The organism is Acidovorax sp. 1608163, assembly GCF_003669015.1.
GTDB lineage: Bacteria > Pseudomonadota > Gammaproteobacteria > Burkholderiales > Burkholderiaceae_C > Acidovorax.
Genome location: NZ_CP033069.1, coordinates 415,352 through 436,175, shown reverse-complemented (window position 1 = coordinate 436,175; position 20,824 = coordinate 415,352). Strand labels below are relative to the sequence as shown.

Annotated in this window: 16 protein-coding genes; 11 read left to right on the top strand and 5 right to left on the bottom strand. The window is 67.2% G+C overall.

The genetic code is table 11. From position 1 onward, the window contains the following. Window positions 1-18: 18 nt before the first annotated feature. Both EAG14_RS01890 and EAG14_RS01885 read right to left on the bottom strand, forming a co-directional pair. Window positions 19-1,554 carry a hypothetical protein gene (locus EAG14_RS01890; RefSeq protein WP_240456905.1) on the bottom strand — a complete coding sequence of 512 codons (1,536 nt, stop codon included), beginning with the start codon at window positions 1,552-1,554 and terminating at the stop codon, window positions 19-21. A gap of 2 nt (window positions 1,555-1,556) precedes the next feature. Further along, window positions 1,557-2,906: an SPFH domain-containing protein gene (locus tag EAG14_RS01885; protein ID WP_121727902.1), complete on the bottom strand. Its 1,350-nt coding sequence runs from the start codon at window positions 2,904-2,906 to the stop codon at window positions 1,557-1,559. 228 nt (window positions 2,907-3,134) lie between these two features. Between EAG14_RS01885 and EAG14_RS01880 the strand changes: the two genes are divergently transcribed. Then, a complete protein-coding gene (locus tag EAG14_RS01880; RefSeq protein WP_121727901.1) occupies window positions 3,135-3,833 on the top strand; it encodes a response regulator transcription factor in 699 nt (232 codons plus the stop codon). 166 nt (window positions 3,834-3,999) lie between these two features. After that, window positions 4,000-6,189: a HAMP domain-containing sensor histidine kinase gene (locus EAG14_RS01875; RefSeq protein ID WP_121727900.1), complete on the top strand. Its 2,190-nt coding sequence runs from the start codon at window positions 4,000-4,002 to the stop codon at window positions 6,187-6,189. A 46-nt stretch (window positions 6,190-6,235) separates the two neighbouring features. Here EAG14_RS01875 and rpe read toward each other — a convergent pair whose 3' ends face one another. Then, the gene (rpe, locus tag EAG14_RS01870; RefSeq protein ID WP_094290388.1) at window positions 6,236-6,919 is read right to left on the bottom strand and encodes a ribulose-phosphate 3-epimerase; all 684 of its coding nucleotides are present in this window, start codon (window positions 6,917-6,919) and stop codon (window positions 6,236-6,238) included. Window positions 6,920-7,005: 86 nt separating this feature from the next. Here rpe and apaG point away from each other — a divergent pair, with 86 nt between their 5' ends. The 5 genes from apaG to thiL all read left to right on the top strand — a co-directional run bounded on the left by apaG (window position 7,006) and on the right by thiL (window position 13,139). Continuing rightward, window positions 7,006-7,413 carry a Co2+/Mg2+ efflux protein ApaG gene (gene apaG, locus EAG14_RS01865; RefSeq protein WP_099656923.1) on the top strand — a complete coding sequence of 136 codons (408 nt, stop codon included), beginning with the start codon at window positions 7,006-7,008 and terminating at the stop codon, window positions 7,411-7,413. Next, entirely contained in the window at window positions 7,410-9,383 is a 1,974-nt protein-coding gene (locus EAG14_RS01860; RefSeq protein WP_121727899.1) for a site-specific recombinase, read from the top strand. Before apaG ends, EAG14_RS01860 begins: the two co-directional genes overlap by 4 nt. A gap of 345 nt (window positions 9,384-9,728) precedes the next feature. Next, entirely contained in the window at window positions 9,729-10,988 is a 1,260-nt protein-coding gene (locus EAG14_RS01855; RefSeq protein ID WP_099656925.1) for a cation:proton antiporter, read from the top strand. After that, on the top strand, window positions 10,978-12,102 hold the full coding sequence (locus EAG14_RS01850; protein WP_099656926.1) for a YbdK family carboxylate-amine ligase: 1,125 nt from the start codon (window positions 10,978-10,980) through the stop codon (window positions 12,100-12,102). The genes EAG14_RS01855 and EAG14_RS01850 overlap by 11 nt, the downstream gene beginning before the upstream one ends. A gap of 50 nt (window positions 12,103-12,152) precedes the next feature. Then, complete coding sequence (gene thiL / locus EAG14_RS01845; RefSeq protein WP_121727898.1) at window positions 12,153-13,139, top strand: thiamine-phosphate kinase; 987 nt, start codon at window positions 12,153-12,155, stop codon at window positions 13,137-13,139. A 79-nt stretch (window positions 13,140-13,218) separates the two neighbouring features. Here thiL and EAG14_RS01840 read toward each other — a convergent pair whose 3' ends face one another. Continuing rightward, window positions 13,219-14,214, bottom strand: a complete 996-nt coding sequence (locus EAG14_RS01840) for a TRAP transporter substrate-binding protein (RefSeq protein ID WP_121727897.1) — start codon at window positions 14,212-14,214, stop codon at window positions 13,219-13,221. A 433-nt stretch (window positions 14,215-14,647) separates the two neighbouring features. Between EAG14_RS01840 and EAG14_RS01835 the strand changes: the two genes are divergently transcribed. Beyond that, a complete protein-coding gene (locus EAG14_RS01835) occupies window positions 14,648-16,432 on the top strand; it encodes a pectate lyase (RefSeq protein ID WP_121727896.1) in 1,785 nt (594 codons plus the stop codon). A 45-nt stretch (window positions 16,433-16,477) separates the two neighbouring features. Here the strand turns inward: EAG14_RS01835 and EAG14_RS01830 are convergent, their stop codons facing one another. Continuing rightward, window positions 16,478-17,782 carry a ferric reductase-like transmembrane domain-containing protein gene (locus tag EAG14_RS01830; protein ID WP_162995877.1) on the bottom strand — a complete coding sequence of 435 codons (1,305 nt, stop codon included), beginning with the start codon at window positions 17,780-17,782 and terminating at the stop codon, window positions 16,478-16,480. 243 nt (window positions 17,783-18,025) lie between these two features. On the opposite strand from EAG14_RS01830, the gene EAG14_RS01825 reads away from it, so the two are divergent. From EAG14_RS01825 to EAG14_RS01815, 3 genes are read left to right on the top strand one after another with little or no spacing between them, the layout of a single operon-like run. Next, window positions 18,026-19,636 carry a DUF4139 domain-containing protein gene (locus EAG14_RS01825; protein ID WP_121730248.1) on the top strand — a complete coding sequence of 537 codons (1,611 nt, stop codon included), beginning with the start codon at window positions 18,026-18,028 and terminating at the stop codon, window positions 19,634-19,636. Next, window positions 19,633-20,190 carry a phosphatidylglycerophosphatase A gene (locus EAG14_RS01820; RefSeq protein WP_121727895.1) on the top strand — a complete coding sequence of 186 codons (558 nt, stop codon included), beginning with the start codon at window positions 19,633-19,635 and terminating at the stop codon, window positions 20,188-20,190. Before EAG14_RS01825 ends, EAG14_RS01820 begins: the two co-directional genes overlap by 4 nt. Continuing rightward, window positions 20,187-20,753: a CinA family protein gene (locus tag EAG14_RS01815; protein WP_121727894.1), complete on the top strand. Its 567-nt coding sequence runs from the start codon at window positions 20,187-20,189 to the stop codon at window positions 20,751-20,753. The genes EAG14_RS01820 and EAG14_RS01815 overlap by 4 nt, the downstream gene beginning before the upstream one ends. Window positions 20,754-20,824 lie beyond the last annotated feature (71 nt).

Genomic DNA, 20,824 nt, shown 5'->3' with positions numbered 1-20,824 from the left:
CACCGACTCAGGAGGTGTTCACCTCAAGCTCAGCGTCTGCCGCTTCCACGCTGGGTCTTGCCAACGCTGGAACAAGGGCAGCGCTGCCACATCGCCCGTCACGCGCTCGGTGGTCAAGCCCTCCAGCCGCACCACCTCAAAACTCTTGCGGTAGCGGCCCTGGCCCCGGGCTTCGCGTGCCACCAGCATCTGCTGGCCGCCGGGCACCCAGCCCGCCCATTCGGCTACGCCGGTCTCGGGCGTGGCGGCGGCGGGCGGCAGCACATCGGCCAGCCAGCCGCCTTCCGTTTTGCGCAGCACCCACAGCTCGCGCCAGCCTTCCATGGGCTGCACGGCCAGGGCCAAGGCTGTGCCTTCGCGGTTGGTGCTGGCCGATGCAGTCCACACCACGCCGTAGGTGCAGCGGCGCAGCAGCGGGGCCTTGGCGCTGTGCTGCGCGTCCACCAGCAGCACGCAGGTTTCGCCGGGGGCGCCGGGCTCGGTCAACAGTGTGGGGCGGGCTCCGGCGGCGGTAGCGACAGGCGCCGCAGCAGGCACCAGCGCCCAGCGTACGGCGCTCACGCGCATGGCAGCGTCGTTGTAGGCGCTCTGGTCCTCGTCAGGCAGCTCAGCCTTGCTCACGCCGGTGAATTCGGTCAATGCACGGGCAGCGGCGGCGGCCACAGCCGGGTCGGCCGCGTTCCTGCGCGCCTGCTGGAAGGCTGCAGCACCCCACACGCTGGCGCGGCGCATCTGCACCCGGTTACGCAGGTAGCCGGGCAGGCCCGCCACGTCCACGCGCTCCAGTACCTCCGCCTGCCAGGTGGTGACCTTGGCACGCTCGTGTGCGGGCAGATCGGGGTTGATGCATTCGGGGCGGGTCAGCGCCAGGACGGCACGGGCGCGCTGCTCGGCATCGGCCACAGGCATGGCCAGCAGGCGGCGAAAGGCCTCGCCCTCGTAGCAAACCTGCATGCGGCCTTCGACCTCGTAGGTGGCAAAGCGCACGCCGTAGCCGTTGGCAACATCCAGATGGGCCGACAGCGCGGCACCCGAGGCCTTGCCCGGCACGGCCACCGAGGCACGGCGGGCCAGGCGGTCGGCAAAGGTGCCCAGGGCATCGAAAGCCTGGGCCCCCTCCACCCCCGCCAGCGCCTTTGCGGGCGCGGCCTGCAGGTAGGCGGCAGTCAGGCCAATGCCCAGCGCCTCGGCACCCGGGGTGTCCTGCACAAAGCGCGTCACGGCCAGCAGCGCGGGGCCTTCGGCCTCGGTCAGGGCCACGCGGCGCACATCGCTGGCGCGGATGAAGCCACCGCGCTCACGCTTGTGGTCCCACACCTGCAAATAGTCGAGGCGCTCGCCGCGCACTTCGAGCACTTCGCCCTGCCACAGGCTGGCCTGCTGCTGGGCACCGTCACGGGGTGCGGCGCGCAGACTGGCCTGGTCCTGCACCACGATGGCGCTGCCCTGGGCATTGGTTGCGGGTACTGGTGCGGGTACAGGGGCGGCCTCGGCCGCCACGGTCACTGCAGCGCTGGCCACTGCTGCGAACAAAGTTGCGAAGGTGGCGTTCATGTTCACTGCTCCACGGCTTGGGTGGTAGCGGCGTCTTCAGCCACGGCAGCTGCCTGCGCGGCCCCAGCCTGGGCGTTGCGGTTGCCGCCCAGCAGCGCGGCACCGATGAAGTCGCCATTGGTGGGCGGGGGCGCGATGATGACCTGGATCTTGTCCGAGAGCTTGTCGGCCAGCGTCTTCTGGATGAGCAGCGGGTGTTTGGTCACCAGTGCGCCTTCGCGGGCCATTTGCTCGGCATTGACCTTGCCCACGCGGTCCATGCGGTAGGCCTCGGCCTCTGCCAGCTTCTGGCGGGCGTCGGCTTCGCCGTTGGCTTCGATGCGGCGGGCCTGGGCGTTGCCTTCAGCGGCTTTGACGCGGGCCACGCGTTCAGCTTCAGCTTCGAGCTGGCGCTGCTCGATCTGGCGCTGCTTGAAGGGCAGCACGTGCTTCATCGCCTCTTCCTGGGCCTTGGCGGCAATGACCTGCTCGCGCGCGGCGGCTTCGGCGGCCACTTCGCGACGCACCTTGTCGGCGTTGGCGTCCAGCTCGGTTTCACGTACACGCTTGTCTTTCAGCTCCAGCGTGTAGCGCATTTTTTCGGAGGCCAGCTCCTCGGCCAGCAGGCTGTCCATGCCCCGGCGGTACTCGGCGGGCAGGTCCACCTTGCCGATCTGCAGGCTGCGCAGCGTCACGCCATCGGCAGCCAGGCGGGCGCGCAGTTCGGTTTCGATGATTTGCGAAATCTCGGCGCGCTTGGACGAGAAGATTTCGCGCACGGTGTAGCGGGCAAACACCTTGTAGACCAGGCCCTGCACCGCGGGCTCCACGATGTCGACACCCACGTTGTCGGGCAGATTGCCGGCCTTGACGGCGGGCGAGTTGGGGTCCAGTGCGTAGCGCACGCTCAGGTCCAGGCCCAACGACAGGCCTTCCACCGACTGCAGCGGCGCGCTGCCCGTGGCCTGGCGCATGGCTTCAGGGCGGTAGCTCTGGTCACGCAGGGAGAACACCCGCACTGTGTGCAGGCCGGGCACCACCCACACGCTGCCATCGCGCCAGAGGCTCACGGCACCGGTGAACTGGTTCAGGCGCACACCCAGGTCGCCTTGCGCCAGGTGTTGCACCGGCGGGTTGCGGTACACCATCAAGCCTGCGGCGGCCACCACCGTGCCAGCGGTCAGCCAGCGCACGGTGCGGGCGGTGGGCAGCAGGTAAGCCCAATTCAGGCGAGGGGCATCGGCACCGCGTGCATCGGCTGCCACAGGGCTTTGCGATTCAGCGTCCAGCACGGGCTCCGTGCCGGCTTCGGACAACGGGGTAGAGCGACGGCCCTTCAGGGTCTGCACGATGCGGTTCCAGGTGGCTTTCATGGTGTTTCTCTCTCGGGTTGGTTTGGTGTTGTTGTCGGTTCTGAGCCGCCGCCGTGGCTGACTCATTGAGGACCGATTGTTCGGATCCACCCCGGAAGCAACAATGCAGCGCAGCCCCCAATGCGCTCACACCGCCCGCATGAACCTTCCGGCCCCGGAAGAAAAACTCACACCGGCCAGAACCGGCCACCGGGATAATCTGCCCACCCTCTACTGCCCGCCCTGCCCATGACCCGCATTGCCGTGATCGAAGACGACCTGCCCACCAGCAACCAATTGGCCGGGTGGATACGCAGTGCGAAGAGCGGCATCGTCATCGATCAGTGGTTTACCCGCGACGAGGCCGAGGCTGCGCTGGCCCGCGAGCACTACGACGCCGTGGTGCTCGACATCGAACTGGGCCGCGAGCGCCATGCGGGCGTGGCCCTCATCAATGCCATCAACAAGCTGCGCCAGGGCACGCCGGTGCTGGTGGTGTCGGCCATGCCTGCGGCCATCTACCGCAGCATCATGAAGGCGTTGGACGCGTGGGACTACCTGCAGAAAACCACGTTCGAAGAGGCCGATTTCATCGAGACCTTTCTCGACATCCTGCGCACCACGCAGGCACAGACCCCAGCCAGCGCAGCCCCCGCCCCGGTGGGCGATGCGCTGGTGCTGGACCCGCTGTGGCAGCGTACTCCCACCTGGCGCGGCGAGCGCATCAACCTGCCACTGACAGCCCAGCGCATCCTGGCCACGCTGCACCAGCGCAGTGGCGAGGTGGTGTCGTACGACGAACTGTTCGAGGTGGTGAAAAGCGGCCGCAACCGCGACAACGTGCGCAAGCATGTGAGCACCATCCGCGAGGCGCTGCGCGAAGTGGACCCCGGATTTGAAGGCATTGAGAACGTGCCGATGCGCGGGTTCCGCTGGACGGGAAGGTGAACACCCCCCTGAGGCCCTGCGGGCCTTCCCCCCGCTCTCGCATGGCTGCGCAATGCGGGCAGGGGGACGCCGCCAGCGCGGCGGGGCGGCCCTTGCGCGGCGGCCCTGGCCTGGGCCATGCCAGTTTTGACCGCCCTGCACGGTACTTTCACGCGAGAGGAATGGAGTGAAACGCCTACTGCACCCCGCACTTGAAATATCGCGTCTGGAAATGCCCCGCCTGGGCCTGCCCGCGTTCCGCCTGCGCATCCTCGTGCGCGGGGTGTTCGTGCTGCTGGCACTGGCCACGGTGGCGCTGAGCGTGGTGGTGCTCAAGGACGAAAAAGAGCGCGCCTGGCAGGCCTACCAGCATGGCTTTGTGCGCAGCCAGGCCGAGGCCATGGCACGGCTGCGCCACCCCTCGGGCCAGTTGGCGCTGCTCAACGCCAGCCACCTCGGCCAGGGCGTGACGCCGCTGGCGCCGCTGCTGCTGCCCTACGCGGCCATCGACTTTGACGACCCGCAAAAATCACAGCAGGCGGTGGAGATGGCGGGCTGCTCCGTGCAGTACCCCGATGGCGCCTCAGTGTGCGCGGCGATTGGCAACAACCCCTATGCGGGCGGCTTCATTTACCTGGTGGGCAGTTTTTATGCAGGCGAGCTGATACCCCGCGAACGCGGCGCCTTGGTGCCCGCCGAGGCACACCGTGCGCGCATCACCCTGGACATGCGGGGTGCCACCTACCGCTGGATTGCGCCGTATGAGGCCATGCCTCCACAGGGCAGCGCGGCCGTGCGCGGGCGCCTGACGGGGTTTGTGGACAACGGCACGCCGCAGCTCGACGCCCGCGCGCGGCCGGTGCGCGACTTTCGCGGCTGGCTGTGGCAAAACGGCCAGTGCCGTGACCTGCCGCCCCCATCAGCCCAACAACCTTCTGGCGGGGCCGCCATCACCTCCGACTGCCTGCGCCGCACCCACTACTCCATCCGCCTGCCGGTCGAACTGTTCCGCGAAGCGCTGTTCCGCAAGGACGAGCGCCTGGTCTGGCCGCCGGAAGACCTGGGGCAGATGCGCGTGCGGGTGGAGATGCTGGCGCCGGGCGAGGACACCAAACCGCTGTTCGACAGCGACGCACCCGGCGCGCAGCTGGCTGCATCGCTGGGCGACCTCTCGCGCAGCCTATTGCCGGGCGAACGTGTGCAGATCCGCAAGCTGGGCAGTGACGAGGCCAGCGCCATCACCCTCAAGGGCGTCGAAGTGCAGGCCGATCCATCTGCCCCCTGGCTGCTGCGCCTGATCCGCTGGCTGCCGCTGGAGGCCGCAGGCGTGGGCCCGGCGGCAGCCACGCCCGCCGCCCCCACGGCCCTGGACATTCTGGACACACCCACCGGCAACTACGTGGTGAATTTCACCGGTCACCTGCGCGGCGTGGAGCAAGGCCTGGCCGCTGTGGCCACGCGCCTGTCGTGGTACCTGGGCGCCATGCTGGGCGCCATTGCGCTGGCCTGGCTGGTGGTCGAGGTGGGCCTGATCCGCCGCGTGACCGCCCTGACCCGCCGCGCCGCTGCGGTGTCGTACAACGTGCAGCCCGGCCACACCGGACCCCGGCTGGGCGATCTGGACGTGTCGGACCTGCGCGGCTCGGACGAGCTGGGCATTCTGGCCGGTGGCTTGGCCGACCTGCTGCAGCGCGTGAAAGACGACCTGCAGCGCGAGCAGCTGCGCGCCCAACAAGAGCGCGACATGTGGCACGCTGTGGGGCACGAGATCATGTCGCCCCTGCAGTCGCTGATGGCGCTGAACGGCCCACAAGACCCCGGCCACCGCTATGTGCAGCGCATGCAGCAGGCCATCCATGTGTTGTATGGCACAGCATCGCCCGCCGAGGCACTGCAGGCCGCCAATGTGCCCGAGGGGCGGCTGGACCTGGATGCTTTTTTGCGCAACGTGGCCGACAACGCGCACTTTGCGGGCATTCTGGATGTGGTGTACGACCTGGGCCCAGGCCACCCTGGCCCGGTCATCGTGCGGGCCGACGAGTTTGCGCTCGAAGACGTGGTGACCCACATCTTGCGCAATGCCGACCGCTACCGCCCCACAGGCAGCCCCATCAGGCTAACGCTCACCGCGTCGGAATCCACGGCCAGCGCCACGCTGCACAACCAGGGCTCGACCATTGCCGAAGACCTGCTGGAGCGGATTTTTGAATTGGGTGTATCAGACCCCGAGAGCCCCACCCCGCTGGGCGAAGGCGAACACCGGGGCCAGGGCCTGTTTGTGGCCAAAACCTACATGGCCAAGATGGGCGGCACCATCAATGCACGCAACACCGAGGGTGGCGTGGCGTTTGTGCTCACCTTTCAACGGCTGGGGTAGCACGCACCGGGGACGGTGCGACACCCCATCCACCATCAAGCGGCCCTCAAGCAGCCAGCTGCACGCGCATGGCGTCGATCACGCCCTTGTAGTCAGGCTTGCCAAAAATCGCGCTGCCCGCCACGAAGGTGTCGGCGCCCGCATCGGCCACACGGCGGATGTTGTCAGCCTTGATGCCGCCGTCCACCTCCAGGCGAATGTCCTTGCCCGAGGCGTCGATGCGCTTGCGCACGGCTTCGATCTTGCGCAGGGCCGAGTCAATGAAGCTCTGGCCGCCAAAGCCAGGGTTCACGCTCATGATCAGGATGAGGTCGATGTCGTCGATCACCCAGTCCAGCACATCCAGCGGCGCGGCCGGGTTGAACACCAGGCCAGGCTTGACGCCCTTGGAGCGGATGGCCTGGATGCTGCGGTGCACATGGCCCGAGGCATCGGGGTGGAAACTGATGTAGTCCGCACCCGCGTCGGCAAACGCGGCGGCCAGGGCGTCCACCGGCTGAATCATCAGGTGCACGTCGATCGGCACGGCCACGCCCGCAGGCGTTTTGGCATGCGGCTTGAGGGCCTGGCACACCATGGGGCCGAAAGTGAGGTTGGGCACGTAATGGTTGTCCATCACGTCGAAGTGGATCCAGTCCGCGCCAGCGGCAATGACGTTGCGCACTTCTTCGCCCAGGCGGGCAAAGTCGGCAGAGAGGATCGAAGGGGCGATTTGGAAGGTGCGGCTCATCCCCCGATTGTCGCAAAGCTCGATCCCTGGGGTTTTACAGGGGTGCAAGCCCCCGCAAATGGGCCGCCACGGTTACCATCCGGCCCATGTCAAAGTACCAGTTTGCGGTGGAAGTCCTGCCCGAGTATCTGCCCGAGCAATCGGAGCCAGACAGCGAGGTGTTCAGCTTCGCCTACACCATCACCATCACCAACACGGGGGATGCGCCCGGACAGCTGATCTCGCGCCACTGGATCATCAGCGATGCCCGTGGCCACACCGAAGAAGTCAAAGGCCTGGGCGTGGTGGGCCAGCAACCCCTGCTCAAGCCCGGTGAAGCCTTTCAGTACACCAGCGGTTGCCGCCTGCGCACCTCCAGCGGCACCATGCACGGCACCTTTCACTGCGTGGCGGAAGACGGCGAGCCCTTCGACACGCCCGTGCCCCTGTTTGTGCTGGAGGCCATCCAGCACGGACCCTCGGGCCAGCCCTTGGGCACCAGGGTGCTGCATTGAGCCGCCCCGACGACCTGGCCGGCATCCTGGCCGCACTGCAGCCCCAGGCCGACCTGGCCCACCGCCACCTCTGGCTCATCCACCTGCTGGACTGGGTGCGCGGCCAGCGCGACTCGGTGCCCGGTGCGGTGGCCCGATTTCAGCTGTTTCTGGACGCCGTGCAGGCGCGCCCTGAGCTGCAGGCCCGCCTGCAGGCCTGGTGGGCCAGGCTGATCGACACCGTTGACATCACCACCTTGCTGGCCGACTTTGGCTTTGCCCCGCGCACCGCACTGGTCAGCGAGCTGGCGGTGCGCCTGCGCACCAAATGGCTGCCCGGCACGCCAGAGACCATCGATGCCTCGGAGTTGTTCGTACTGGCCCTGCCGCACGAATTCGATGCCCAATGGGTGTCTGCACTGGACGAAACCCAGCTGAACCGCCTGGCAGCGCTGCTGGCGCCCGCAGAGGGCACAGGCATCTCGCCTTGGCACAGGGCCCTGCTCAACGCCATGACGTACTGCGCGGGCCAGATTCTCTCGACCGGCTTTGCCCCTGAGCTGCGGCTGCGCATGAGCGAAGCCGCGCGCGATGCGCAGCCGTTTCATGCCCTCATCAGCGATGTGGAGAGCCTGCGCGTGGAAGTGCAACACGCCCTGCGCACACCCGACCGCCTCAACGAAGCCGCGCAGCGCCTGCGCGAGCGGCTGGAGGCCTGCCGCGCCGCCGCAGCCACGGTGTACACCCACTTTGAAGACAACGGGATTTCGGTGGGGCTGGTGTTTCGCCTGCGCCAGTTGCGCGAGCGCATTTTGCGCGTGCGCTTGCTGCTGGACTGCCTGCTCTCGCCCAAGCCCGCCGCTGCGGCCGCCAAGCTCATGGCCTCGCTGGTGCAGGTGGGGCAAGAGCGGCGCAGCCTGCGGGCGCTGTATGCGTCCAACTCATCGCTGGTGGCCGCCAAGGTGGCCGAGCGCAGCGCCGAGACAGGCGAGCACTACATCACCCGCACGGCGGCCGAATACCGCTCCATGGTCAAAAAGGCGGCGGGCGGCGGGCTGGTGATTGCCTTCACCACCCTGGCCAAGTTTGCGCTGTATGCCCTGGCCTTGTCCGCCTTCTGGGCGGGCTTTTGGGCGGGATTCAATTACGCCGTGAGCTTTGTGCTGGTGCAGCTGCTGCACTTCACCGTGGCCACCAAGCAGCCCGCCATGACGGCCCCCGCCATGGCCGCCAAGCTCAAGGAACTGGGCACAGGCGACGCCATTGAATCGTTTGTGGACGAGATCACCCACCTGGTGCGCTCGCAAGTGGCCGCCGTGCTAGGCAACGTGCTGGTGGTGTACCCGGTGGTGCTGGGCATTGCGCTGCTGATGCTCCACACCCTGGGCCAGCCACCCATCAACACCAAGCAGGCCGAACATGTGCTGGAGTCCTTGCACCTGCTCGGCCCTTCGGTGCTGTTTGCGGCCTTCACCGGGGTGCTGCTGTTTGCCTCCAGCATCATTGCGGGCTGGGCCGAGAACTGGTTTGTGCTGGCGCGGCTGGACTCGGCCATCCAGTACAACCCACGCATCACCCGCTTTTTGGGAGCACCTCGGGCCGCGCGCTGGGCGCACTTCCTGCGCGACAACATCTCTGGCTTTGCGGCCAACATCTCGCTGGGCTTCATGCTGGGCCTGGTGCCGGTGATTGCCACCTTCTTTGGCCTGGGGCTGGACGTGCGGCACGTCACGCTGTCGGCCGGGCAGATTGCCGCCGCCAGCGCCACCCTGGGGCTGGATGTGCTGCACCAGCCCTCCTTCTGGTGGGCCGTCGCCACACTGCCGCTCTTGGGCGCACTCAACGTGGGCGTGAGCTTCTACCTGGCCTTCAACCTGGCCATGCGCGCGCGCAGCGTGAGCGGGGTAGACCGCTCGCGCATTTACGCGGCGATTCGTGCGCGCCTGCGCATCGCACCGCTGAGCTTCTTCCGGCCCGAGCGCGCACGCTGACGCGCCTTAACACGCAGATCGCCCACCACCGTCCCGCAGGGTGCGGCGCGCGATCTGCGTATCCGTCCTACACGATACAACTGCTTCAAGCGGTAAATTCACCGGCACTTGGGCAGTGCCTGCGCGCACTGTAAGACCCCCGCGTACCGGGCCGCTGGCCGGGTGCACTACCCGGGGGTTCTACCCAAGTCACAGGCCTTTGTCACCATGGCATGGGCGGCCACCCCAGGCCGACCATTCACCATCGGCCGCCCCCAAGCCGCGCCGCTGTCTGCGCCCACCGGGCACAACAGGGCCTTTCATCCACCTCCGGGCCTGTCCCGAGTCGCACAAAGGGCGCATGCAATGAACGAACTTTTCAGCTTCTGGGCCCAGTGGCTCAGGCCCTCGGCGGGGCTGCCCACCGTGCAGTGGTCGCTGTTGCTGGCCGTGGCGGCCATGGTGGGCTATCTGGTACATCGGCACTCGGGCCTGCCCAAAGTGCTCGGCTACTCGCTGGTCGGCACGGCAGCCGGCCTGGCGGGCTTCAGTGGGGCGGTGTGGCCGCTGCAGGGCATTGGCCTGTTTTTGCTGGAGCTGGGCATTGCCATCGTGCTGTTTGAGTGCGGTGGGCGCATCTCGCTGCGCTGGTTCCGGCACAACCCCATGGTGCTGGTGCAGAGCATTGCCGAATCCACGCTGACGTACTTCGCGGTGTATGGGATGTTGCTGTGGCTGGACCAGCCCGCGCAAGTGGCCGGCCCCCTGGCCCTGGTGGCGCTGGCTGCGTCGCCTGCGGTGCTGACCCGCGTGGTGGCCGACACCCGCGCGGCCGGCCCGGTGACCGAACGCGCGGTGGTGCTGGCCACGCTCTCCACGCTGTACGCCCTCACGCTCGGCTCAGCCTGGTCTGAGCAGATGAACCGCCACAGCGCCACGCTGATGAGCACCGTGTACCCCATTGTGGTGGTGCTGGGCGTATCGATCATCGTGGCCGCCGTGCTGGCGCTGGTGCTGCGCACGGCGCTGCGCTTCATGAGCCCCACGAGCGAGAACACCTCCATGCTGCTGCTGGCCCTCATTGCCGCAGGCACGGCAGTGGCGGCCCACATGGGCGGCTCGGCCCCGCTGGCGGCGCTGCTGGCGGGCATTTTGCTCAAGCAGCTCAACCCCCGGCCCTGGGCTTGGCCACGGCAGCTGGGCAATGCGTCCTCGCTGCTCACCATGCTGATGTTTGTGCTGGTCTCCACCGTGGCCGCGCAGGCCGACTGGAGCGGCCCCGTCGCAGGCGTGGTGCTGGCCCTGATTGCCGTGCGCCTGCTGGCCAAGGCGCTGGGCGTGGCGGTGGGCAATGTGGGCAGCGGTGCTAGCTGGCGCCAGGCGCTGTGGGTGGGTTGCGCGATGACGCCCATGTCGTCCATTGCTCTGCTGATTGCCTCGCAGTTCGTGGTCGCCTCACCCTCCACCGGCTACCAAATTGCCAGCGTGGCGCTGCCCGCCATCTTGCTGATGGAGGTGCTGGGCGCCGTGATTGCCACCGTGGCCATTTACCGTGCGGGCGAAAGCTCGAAACCCTGGGCACCGCTGCTGCGCGGTGGCCGCAACGGAGAGTCCCATGAGTCTTGAAGCCTTTCACCACTCCGAACCGCTGACGCTGGGCGTTGAACTGGAGCTGCAGCTCGTCAACACCAACGACTACGACCTGGCCCCCTATGCCGAGGACATGCTGCGCCTGATGAAGAAAACCCCGCTGCCCGGCAGCGTGGTGCCCGAGATGACGAACAGCATGATCGAAATCTCCACGGGCATCTGCCACTCGGCCAGCGAAGTGGTGGGCCAGCTCACGCCGATCCGCGATGCGCTGGTCAAAAGCGCCGACAAGCTCAACATCGCCGTGGTGGGCGGCGGCACGCACCCGTTCCAGCAGTGGCACGAGCGCCGCATTTACGACAAGCCGCGCTTTCGCGAACTGTCGGAGCTGTATGGCTACCTGTCCAAGCAGTTCACCATCTTCGGCCAGCACGTGCACATTGGCTGCCCCGATGCGAACGCCGCGCTGCTCATGCTGCACCGCATGTCGCGCTACATCCCGCACTTCATCGCGCTGTCCGCGTCGAGCCCCTATGTGCAGGGGCAAGACACGGCGTTTGACTCAGCGCGGCTGAACTCGGTGTTCGCGTTTCCGCTGTCGGGCCGCGCACCGTTTGTGCTGACCTGGGAAGCGTTTGGCCAGTACTTCGACAAGATGACCCGCACCGGGGTCGTGAAAAGCATGAAGGATTTTTACTGGGACATCCGCCCTAAGCCCGAGTTCGGCACCATCGAAATCCGCGTGTTCGACACCCCCCTAACCATCGAGCGCGCTGCCGCGTTGGCAGGCTACGTGCAGGCCCTGGGCTCATGGTTCCTGGCCGACCAGCCCTTCATGCCGCAGGAGGACGACTACCTCGTCTACACCTACAACCGCTTCCAGGCCTGCCGCTTTGGGCTGGACGCGGTGTATGTGGACCCGGCCACGGGTGAACACATGCCGCTGCGCGAACACATCCTGCAGACGATGAACCAGATTGCAGGCCACGCCGCCGTGCAAGGCGCCGCCAACGCGCTGCACCTGCTGCGCACCGAGACCGAAGCCGGCCAGAACGATGCCCGCTGGCTGCGCGAGCGCCAGCGCGAAGAGCAGTTGCTGGCCGAGGTCAGCCGCCAGGCAGCGCAGCGCTTTCGCGGCGTGCCGGTCTGAGCCCCCGACGGATCGACTGTTGCAGCCCCCAACCCACCGACAATCGGAGCATGGGTGAATTTGACTTGATCGCGCGCTACTTCACGCGCCCCGTGCGCCACGCCGCTTTAGGCGTGGGCGACGACTGCGCCTTGCTGGCCCCGCGCCCCGGCATGCAGCTGGCCGTCAGCAGCGACATGCTGGTGGAGGGCCGCCACTTTTTTGCCGATGTGGACCCCGAGGCCCTGGGCCACAAGGCCCTGGCCGTGAACCTGTCGGACCTGGCGGCTTGCGGTGCCAAGCCGATGGCCTTCACGCTGGCTTTGGCACTGCCACGGGTAGACGAAGCGTGGCTGGCAGGCTTTTCGCGCGGGCTGCTGGCGCTGGCCGATGCGCACGGCTGTGAGCTGGTGGGTGGCGACACCACGCAGGGCCCGCTCAATATCTGCATCACCGTGTTTGGCGAGGTGCCCGCGGGCCAGGCCCTGCTGCGCAGCGGCGCGCGGGCGGGCGACGACATTTACGTGAGCGGCACGCTGGGCGATGCACGCCTGGCACTGGAAGCGCTGCTCGGCCACATCCACCTGCCCAACGACCTGCTGGCCCAGGCCCGCCTGCGGCTGGAGCGGCCCACGCCCCGCGTGGCGCTGGGCCTGGCGCTGCGCGGCATTGCCAGCAGCGCCATGGACGTGAGCGACGGCCTGCTGGGCGACTTTGCCCACATCCTCAAGGCCTCGGGCATGGGGGCGTGCATTCACGCCCATGAAACTATCAAATTGATAGCTGCCAGCGCTTATTTATCAAGCGCTACAGGCCTATTTGACACTCAATCCAGCGCACCACTGCTGCACCAGTGCACGCTGGCAGGCGGGGACGACTACGAGCTGGTGTTCACCGCCCCGCCAGCGCACCGCGCCGCCGTGGCCGCCGCTGCAGCCCAAAGCCAGACGCCCGTGGCACGCATTGGCCAGGTGCAGGCCGAGCCCGGGCTGCGGCTGGTGGATGCACAGGGCCAGCCAGTGGAGCACCGCTTCGCCTCGTTCGATCACTTCGCCTGACGCACCCATCAGCGTGCAGGTGGGTGCGCTGATCGGCACGCGCATCCGTGCGCAGCGGGCAGCGCGGCCCCCCGCGCCCTCACTTGTTGGCGATGATGCTGAGCAGCTCTTCGCGCGTGGTGGGATCGTTCATGTACTTGCCGTACAGCGGCGACATGCGGCGCACGAAGGGCGATACGTCCTTGACCCGCACAAACTGCGCACCCTGCTTGGCCGTGGTCTCCTGCGCCTGGGCCACGCGCTTGTTCCACAGCTCGCGCATCAGCAGGGCTGATTTGCCACCGGCGTCTTGAAAGACCTTGCGGTCGGCCTCTGACAGCTTGCCCCACAGCGCGGCCGACACCACCAGCGCCTCGGGCGAGACCACGTGGTTGGTCACGTACACGTTTTTGGCGACCTTGTAATGGCCCGTCGCCTCGTACGACGGCATGTTGTTCTCGGCGCAGTCGATGGTGCCCTTTTCAAATCCGGCCATCACCTCTTTGAAGGGCAGCGGCACGGGCTTGGCGTCCAGCAGCTTGACCATTTCAATGTAAATCTCCGACTGCTGCACCCGGATGGAAGCCCCCGCCAGATCGCGCAGATTGTTCGGGCTGCGGCCAGCGCAGTAAAACGAGCGCGCCCCGCCGTCGTACCAGCCCAGCACCACAAAGCCAGCGCCTTTGAGGTTGGAGGCAAAGCGCTCGCCCAGCTTGCCGTCCAGGTGGCGGAACATGTGGGCCGAGTCGGTGAACAGAAACGGCAGGTTCAGCACCTTGATGCCCGGCACCGCGTCGGACAGTGGGCCCGAGCTGAACTCGGCCAGATCGATCTCGCCGCTCTTGAGCATCTGCACGGCCTTGGGCTGGTCGCCCAGCGTGGCGTTGGAGAACACCTCGATCTGGTAGCGCCCCTGCGTGCCCTTGTTCACCTGGTCGGCAAAGCTCTTCATCGCCTCGGTCACGGGGTAGCCGTCGGGGTGAATATTCCAGGCCCGCAGCTTGGTTTGCGCGCTGGCAGGCGCCACGACGCAGGCCAGGCCCAGCGCCAGCGGGGCCGCCCATTGGCGGGCCTGCCGCAGCAGTTGGTGTGTCATCTCCTCACTCCTTTTTTGTGGGCTCGACCCCCTTGGGCGGACCATCTTCGGTTATTACTTATTAGTACGATGTCATATCAATTTGCACATCACTGGATACCGATTGCGGGATGGAAGGCACCCACGCCACCGGCTTTTCAGTTTGCAATTCGCCTTTGACACTTTTTCAGCGCATACCGCTTCGTTTCATTCTTCAGAGTGACGACAAGCATTTCATCTGCGAATGCATCCCATTTTTCAGCAACATTTGCTAACCAGCCATACGGGTAAACGCCATTCATGTGGCAAATCAAACTCCAGAGAATCGCCGCTTGTTGTACGACATCATTTCTCTAAGTAATGTCCACACAGCATCGGCATCCAGACCGGACCTGTGGCGCCCCTCCTTGCGGGCCGCCCCAGGCACACATCCATTCAATGAGGAGACAGACACATGAAGCGCAGAGACTTTGCCCTGACCGCAGCCCTTTCACCGCTGCTGATGACCGCCTGCGGCGGCGGGGGCAGCAATGGGGGCGTGGAATTCAGCGGCGCCAAGGCCGAAGCGGCCGCAGGCCTCAAGCGCGCAGCGCAGTACATGGACGAAGTGGTGTCCTACCAGGGCGGCTACGTGTGGTCGTACTCGCCCGACCTGAAGCAGACCTTTGGCGAGATGGAGGCCTACCGCACCATGTGCTGGATCCAGCCGCCCGGCACGCCCTCGGTGGGCCACGTGTACCTGGACGCCTACCACGCCACCAGCGACGAGCGCTACTACCAGGCCGCCGAGCGCACCGCCCTGGCCATTGCGGCCGCGCAGCACAGCTCGGGCGGGTGGAACTACATCCACGATTTTGCGGGCGAAGAGTCGCTCAAGAAGTGGTACGACACCATTGGCAAGAACGGCTGGCGGCTCGAAGAGTTTCAGCACTACTACGGCAACGCCACGTTTGACGACGCAGGCACCGCCGTGGCCTCGCAGCTCATGCTGCGCATGTACCTCGAAAAGCGCGACGCTCGCTTTCTGGCGCCGCTGCAAAAGGCCATCGACTTCATGGTCAAGTCGCAATTCGGGCCCGAATACGGCATTGCCAATGGTGGCTGGCCGCAGCGCTTCCCCCACTTCCCCGGCTCGGTCAGCAGCATGCCGCAGCCCAATGCAGGGCAGATTCCGCCCGGCGGCATTGCGGGCATGGGCGATGGCGACTACACCCTGCACGTCACCTTCAACGACGACGTGATGGGCGAGAACATCAAGTTCCTGACCCTGTGCGTGATTGCGCTGGGCGAGACGCGCCTGATCAGCAACATCGAGCGCGCCATGGAATGCATGCGCCTGATGCAGCAGCCCGGCCCCCAGGCGGGCTGGAGCCTGCAGCACCTCTCGCGCCCCACAGGCGGCCGCCCTGCAGGCGCGCCCGCCGGTGCGCGCAGCTACGAGCCCCGCTCGCTGGCCACGCACACCACGCAGACCAACATCAACCAGCTGTTCAACTACTTCCAGCTCACGGGCGACAAGAAGTACCTGGCCCGCATCCCCGAGGCGATTGCCTGGCTCAAGAGCTGCCCGCTGCCTGCCGATGCGGCCACCAAAAACCCGCTGCTCGCCGGGGGCCGCACGCACCCCACCTTCATCGAGCTGGGCACCAACGACGGGCTGTACATGCACCGCTACGGCTCCAACATCCACAACGGCGCCTACTACGCCGACAAGGACTACACCAACACCATCAGCCACTACTCGGCAGGCCGCACCATCAACATCGCCACGCTGGAGGCCACCTACAACAAGCTTAACGCGATGACGAGCGCCGAGATCGCGGCCATGGTTGCCAAGTCACCGCTCAAGACCACCGGCACCCGCGCGCTGCCCAAGTACTTCTCGATCCGCGAGGTGGACTTCCCCGATCTGTTCGCTGGCGCCGTGATGACCACGCCCACAGTGCCAGACACCGAGGTGCAGACGCTGCTCACCGAGCTGGGCACCAAGAACTACTGGACCTCGCCCGTGCCCGAGATCGTCAACCCCTACAAGGCAGACGGCCCCAGCACCGCCTACACGGGCACGGCCTACCGCAGCAAGCATGTGGGCGATGTGTACGACACCTCGCCCTACCCGGCCGACAACCCACCCGAGATCGAGCCCTACGTGAAGCGTGAGAAGCCGCAGTTCATCGTCACCTCAGAGTGGATCCGCCGCATGGGCCGCCTGATCGCCTACCTGACGCCCGTGGCCTGACACCAGCGGCCTGATCCGTACCGGGCCGTGCGGCCCGGCTCGCGCTCAGCGCATCTGGAACAGCTCTTGGTGAAAGCTGCGCGGCCTGCGCCCCAGGCGCTGCATGGCGCCGCGCAGCGCTTGCCCAAAGCCCTGTGGCCCGCAAAACCACACGCTGGCCTGCGGCCCGGCGCTGGCCAGCAGCGCCTCGGCGGCCACCGGGCCCGCAGCGTCGCTGTGGTGCACGTGCAGCGTCACGCTGGGCAACTGCGCACACAGCTGCTGCATGCGCTGGGCAAACACGGCCTCGCCCGCATGGCGCACGCAGTAGTGCAGTTGCACCACGGGGGCCTGGGCCGGGTCAGCCACCAGCGATTCCAGCCATGCCACAAACGGCGTGGCGCCAATGCCTGCCGCCACCCACACCTGCTCGGGTGTGCGGTCTTGGCGAAAGTCAAACCGGCCGTAAGGCCCCTCCACCCACACCGACTGGCCCACGGCCACGCGCTGGGCAAGCTGCGCGGTGTAGTCGCCCAGCGCCTTGATGGCAAAGCGCACTCGGCCATCGCCTGCATCGGCGTTGACCAGCGTGAAGGGGTGGTGCCCCTCGCCCGCCTGCAGGGTCAAGAAGGCAAACTGCCCGGCCTGGTGCTTCCAGGCGCCCTGCACCTGGCACTCCAGCTCCACCACGCCGCCGGGGTGGGCCTGCACCGCTACCACCTGCGCCGCATGGCGGCGGCTGCCGCCAATGCGCCCGGCCAGCGAACGCACGGCGCACAACACGCCCGCCAGCGTGGCCACGGCCACGAACGCGCCCGCAGGCTGCACCCACCATTCGGGCGGCACCAGCACCACGGCATGGAAGGCCAGCACCAGGTACACCACCGCCAGCAGTTTGTGCAGGTAGCGCCACACGTGGTACGGAAACCGCTGCCACAGCGTGATGACCAGCATGGCCGCCAGGAACCACACCGCCCACTCGCCCATGTCTTCCGCCAGGTGGCGGAAGGTGTTGAGCCACCAGTCAGCACGCGGGGCCTTCACAGGGCGCCCCACCCAGGCCACCAGCAGGCTCTTGGACAGCTGCGTTCCATAGTGCAAAAGCGACAGCACGATGGCCCCAATGCCCGCCCACTTGTGCAGGCGGTAGACCTTGTCCATGCCGCCCAGCGGCCGCTCCAGCCACGTGGGCCGCAGCGACAGCACCATGATCAGCGACATCAGCGCCCAGGCGCCCAGCCCGGTCAGCAACAGCACTTGGTTGCGCCACCACCAGACGTTCATCACCGGCGTCACCGGGTTTTGCCACGGCACGGCCATCGCCCACAACAGCACCGCCAATGCCAGCGTGCTTCCCAAAACCTTTTTCATCATCGACCCTGTCCTTGTTTTGTCGGTCTTGCCACCATAGTCCCAGGGGATGAAGGGCGCCTTAACCCAACATAAACAAGCCGTAAAGCGTTGCGCCCTCCGCGTTGGCAAGCGGCCCCACGCTGCTAGCATTCCACCCACCGCAAAGCGCGCACCGCAGCGCCTGCGCCGTTTTGCCCCTCTGCCCCCAGGAGCCCCGCCGTGAAGCACACCACCCCTGCCCGCCCCTTGCCCCCTGCCGCCATGACCACCCTGGCCACACTGGCCGCCCTGTGGGCCGCCGCCAGCCCGGCGCTGGCACAAGACACCGCCTCGCGGATTGCCCGCGTCACCGTGTACCCCGGCAGCGCCACGGTCGAGCGCGTGGCCAAGGTGCCCGCAGGCGCGCGCAGCATCACGCTGGGCTGCCTGCCCGCGTCGCTCGATGCGCAAAGCCTGCAGATCAACGCCGACCCCGCCGTGCGCGTGGGCGAATTCAATGTGCGCACCGAAGACCGCGACGTGGTGGCCGCCTGCGCCAGCCCGCTCGATGGCCGCATCCGCGAGCTGGAAGACCAGATTGCCGCCATCAAGGCCGAAGCCGCCTCGCTGCAACTGGTCGATGGCTACCTGAAGAACGTAGCGACCGGGGGAGCCGGCACCGAAACACCCGCAGGCCGCCTGCAAGCCACCACACCCGCACAGATCGCAGCCACCGCCGACGCACTGCGCAAATCGGCGCAAGAGTCGCAAACCCGCGCCCACCAACTGCAGCGCAAGCAAGAGGCGCTGGAGCTGGCCCTCAAACCCCTGGCCGCCGAGCGCGAGCGCACCGCCAGCCAGCGTGCGCAGGTGGTCTCCGTCACCGTCACGCTGGCCACCGACCGCGAGGCCGAGCTGCGCCTGTCCTACCAGGTGCGCGGCACCGGCTGGCAGCCCACCTACCGCGCCACGCTGGACGCCGCCAAACCCAGCGTGCTGCTGGAGCGCCAGGCCCTGGTGGCGCAAAACAGTGGCGAGGACTGGAGCAATGTGCAGCTCACCCTCTCCACCGGCCAGCCCGGGCGCGCCACCCAGGGCCGCCTGCCCCGGCCCTGGACGCTGGACATTGCACCGCCCATGCCCAAGGGCCCGCCGATGGCGGCAATGGCACTGTCGGCCCCTGCCCCAGCCGCCATGCCCGTGGCACGCCGCGCCAGTGCCGAAGACGCCCTGCCCAGCTTTGAAGTGAGCAGCACCGACAAGGCCTTTGCCACCGAATTTGCAGTGCCGCAGCGCATCACCGTGCCCTCCAACGGCCAGCGTGTGACGCTGGCCCTGGGCAACTACACCGCACCCGCCACGCTTCTGACCCGCGCGGCCCCAGCGGTGGAAGAAGCCGCCTACCTCGTGGCCGAGCTGGCACCGCCCCCCGGCGTGTGGCCCGTGGGCACAGCCAACCTGTACCGCGATGGCGCCTTTGTGGGCACAGGCCGCATCGACTTTGCCACCGCGACCAGCACCAACGGCACCAGCAGCCTGGCCTTTGGGCGCGACGAGCTGGTCACCGTGCGCGCCGAGCCCGTGCAAGACCTGACGGGCAGCACCGGCTTCACCGGCTCGCGCATCGAGCGCCGCACCCGCCGCGCCTACACGGTAGAGAACCGCCACAAGACCCCCGTGACGCTGCAGGTGCTGCACGCCGCACCCCAGTCGCGCAACGAGAAGATCGAGATCGAATCGCGCTACCAGCCCCAGCCCACCGACCTGGCCTGGAACCGCAACCCCGGCACCGTGGCCTGGCAGCAGCCCCTGGCCGCAGGCGCCACCGCGCAGTTCAGCGCCGAGCACACCATCCGCTACGCCAAAGACCTGGACGTGCAGGAACGCCAATGACCTTTGACGCCCAAACGCCTGCCACGCCAACGCCCGCAGCCCCCGGCATGGGCGCACCGCGCCGCGCCAGCGCCGCCTTCATGCTGGCGCACCCGGCCCACGCCATTGCGCTGGGCTTTGGCTCGGGCCTCTCGCCCATCGCGCCCGGCACTGTGGGCACGCTGTGGGGCTGGATGTCGTTTTCGGTGCTCAAGCCTTGGCTCAATGCCTGGCAAATGGGCGCGCTGATCCTGGGTGGCGCCCTGGTGGGCTGGTGGGCCTGCACCACCGCCGCCCGCCACCTGCGCGTGGCCGACCCTGGCGCCATCGTGTGGGACGAAATCGTGGCCTTCTGGCTCGTGCTGTGGCTGGCCATGCCCATGGGCCTCACGGGCCAAATCTTGGCCTTCGCCCTGTTCCGCTTTTTTGACGCCGCCAAGCCCGGCCCCGTGGGCTGGGCCGACAGCCTGTTCAAAGGCTTTGGCTGGCGCGGTGGCTGGGGCATTTTGTTTGACGACTTTGTGGCCGCCTTCTGCACGCTGCTGGTGATTGCGCTGTGGAGGTTCTTGGCATGAGCCCCGCAGACCCCACCGACCTGTCCGCACCGACACCCCAATTACTATCAAAAAGTGAGCCGCCAGCGCTTACCAATCAAGCGCTAGAGGCCCATTTGATTCAAATATCTGCCACCCTGCTTACACGCGGCTGGATTCTGGCCACCGCCGAGAGCTGCACCGGCGGCATGATCGCCGCCGCCTGCACCGACCTGGCAGGTTCGAGCCAGTGGTTTGAGCGCGGCTTCGTCACCTATTCCAACGAAGCCAAGACCGAGCTGCTGGGCGTGCCCGCCACGCTGATCGCCGAGCACGGCGCCGTGAGCGAGCCCGTGGCCCGCGCCATGGCCCAGGGCGCCGTAGCCCACTCCCGCGCCCAGGTGGCCGTGGCCGTCACCGGCATTGCCGGCCCCACCGGCGGCAGCGCCGACAAACCCGTGGGCACCGTCTGGTTTGGCTGGAACGTGAACGGCACCGTGACCACCGCCACCCGCCGCTTCGACGGCGACCGCGCCGCCGTGCGCCAGCAAACACTGCACTGGGCCTGCGAGCGGTTGAACGCGCTGCTGCAAGCAAGCAGCTGATTCGCTCCAGGCGCTGCGTTTTTCAGGGGGGCGGCGCACACCTCGCTTATGCCAAAACCGAGCATACATAT